The organism is Actinomycetota bacterium, assembly GCA_018830725.1.
Taxonomy (GTDB): domain Bacteria; phylum Actinomycetota; class Humimicrobiia; order JAHJRV01; family JAHJRV01; genus JAHJRV01.
This window is the reverse complement of record JAHJRV010000165.1, coordinates 1-2,151: the sequence shown is the minus strand read 5'-3', so window position 1 is coordinate 2,151 and position 2,151 is coordinate 1. Positions and strand designations below refer to the sequence as shown.

Genomic DNA, 2,151 nt, shown 5'->3' with positions numbered 1-2,151 from the left:
TTTTATTTTTCTTTTTTTATTCTCATAATAATCAAAATTTACCTGAAGATGGTCAAAGGCTAATAATTCTTTCATCTTATTTCCCCACTCTATAACTGTCACCCCGTCAGCATATTGAAACTGGTTAAATCCTATATCCTCAAGTTGAAATGGTTTATCCAATCTATAAACATCGAAATGATAAAGTGGTATTTTATTATGATAAATCTTTAAAATTATAAAACTTGGGCTTGTTATAATCTGAGAAATACCCAATCCCTTTGCTAAACCCTTTACAAAACAGGTTTTTCCTGTACCCAGTTCTCCGCTTATGCTGATAACATCTCCAGGCTTTATTAATATAGCTATTTTTTCAGCTAAATTTAAAGTTTCTTGCTCAGATGTTGTTATTATAAAATTTTTTTTGAATATATCCATTTTAAAAATATTATTTAGATTTCCCTTTTTATTACTATTTTACTATTATTTAATAAAAATGATTAAACATAGAGGTAATGAAGAGATTCATTTATGCTAAAAGTTTTACCAATTATACTATTATCTCAATCAATCTCAAAAAAATGATGAATGAATTATAAACAAATCTTGTGAGAATTATTTGAAAATAATTTTTTAAAAAGGGGATTCTTTTGAGTGAAATTGCTTAAAAGAGACCTAATTGTTCTTTACTTTCCATCTCATCTTCAATATGAATTTTGATCTCCTTTTCAATAACCTTTTTCATAGTAATAAAATCCTCTTCTAATGAAGGCAGATACGAGGGAGTATAAAGCGCTGCTGCAGGGTGATAAATGGGAAGTACTAACCTACCTCCCACTTTGAATAACTTCCCTCTAACACTGGTTATTCCAACATTCTTTTTTAGAATTAATTTAGTAGCAAAATTTCCTAAAGTACAAATTAATTGCGGATTTATAAAATCAATTTGAGCATAAAGATAATCTTTACAGATATCTATTTCTTCAGCTAAAGGGTCTCTGTTTTTTGGTGGTCTGCATTTTATAATATTTGCAATATAGACTTGTTCTCTTTTAAGTTCTGCTGAGTTGAGTAATTTGTTTAAAAGTTTACCTGCGGCACCTACAAAAGGTTCGCCTTGAATATCTTCATAATAACCAGGAGCTTCTCCAATAAACATAATATCTGCTTTTTCACTTCCTGTACCAAAAACCACGTTTGTTCTACCATTATGAAGTGGACATTTTTTACAATTCAATGCTTCGTTATATACATCTTTTAAACTATTCCAATTTCCCAAGTTACCTCCTATTTACATTTACCACAAGTATTGGTAGAACATACACCACATGAAGATGAACTTGAGTTTGAGCTTAATTCATCTATGGATGATTTTTCAGATGAAGAAGAGCTGAAATTAGAGAAAAACTTTATTAAGTCTATTCCCCCACAATCTGGGCATTTGATTTTATTAGTAGAATTTGATGACAAAATAAGCTCTTCAAAAATCTTATTACATTTTCTACACTTATATTCAAATATTGGCATAAATTACTCCCTATTAATCTAATTTCTCAATAGAAATTTTGAGAAAAAATTATAACAACAGTATTATCTCTTATCTAAAACTTTTGCTTTCCTAATAAATTATAAATTATTTTATTAAAATAACAAAATATTGAAAATAGTTACTCCTATAATATTAACTAATGAAATAATTTATTTTTATCTTCTTTTAATTTTTCTATGGAAAAACCAGGCGGAAATCCTAATCGGTGTCTTTCTAATAACTCAGGTTTTGATAAAATATCAAAAAGTAACCCATCTGCAACTATCTTCCCACTATCTATAATAATTACTCTATCACATAATAAGGCTGTATAGGGTATATCATGAGTAACAATTAATTTTGTTTTTAATAAGGAAATAAGTATCTTTGTAAGCCTTAATTGAGAATTATGATCTAAATTACTACTGGGTTCATCTATAGCAATAATATCAGGATTCATAGATAAAATAGTAGCAATTGCTACTCTCTTTTTTTGACCATAACTAAGGTGAAAAGCATTGTGATTTTCGTATCCATTCATCTCTACTTTTAAAAGAGCATCATTTACTCTTCTTTCTATTTCCACTTCTTTTAATCTTAAATTCATTGGACCAAAAGCAACATCCTCATAAACAGTAGAACAG

Annotated in this window: 4 protein-coding genes; all 4 read right to left on the bottom strand. The window is 28.2% G+C overall.

The annotated features are described in order from the left end of the window. The coding region (tsaE, locus tag KKC53_07200; protein ID MBU2598933.1) for a tRNA (adenosine(37)-N6)-threonylcarbamoyltransferase complex ATPase subunit type 1 TsaE at positions 1-417 on the bottom strand (417 nt) is incomplete at its 3' end. A gap of 226 nt (positions 418-643) precedes the next feature. Further along, positions 644-1,258 carry a uracil-DNA glycosylase gene (locus tag KKC53_07195; protein MBU2598932.1) on the bottom strand — a complete coding sequence of 205 codons (615 nt, stop codon included), beginning with the start codon at positions 1,256-1,258 and terminating at the stop codon, positions 644-646. An 8-nt stretch (positions 1,259-1,266) separates the two neighbouring features. After that, positions 1,267-1,506, bottom strand: a complete 240-nt coding sequence (locus KKC53_07190; protein MBU2598931.1) for a zinc ribbon domain-containing protein — start codon at positions 1,504-1,506, stop codon at positions 1,267-1,269. A gap of 158 nt (positions 1,507-1,664) precedes the next feature. Beyond that, positions 1,665-2,151 (bottom strand): energy-coupling factor ABC transporter ATP-binding protein (locus KKC53_07185; protein ID MBU2598930.1); only part of this gene is annotated, 487 nt, incomplete at its 5' end.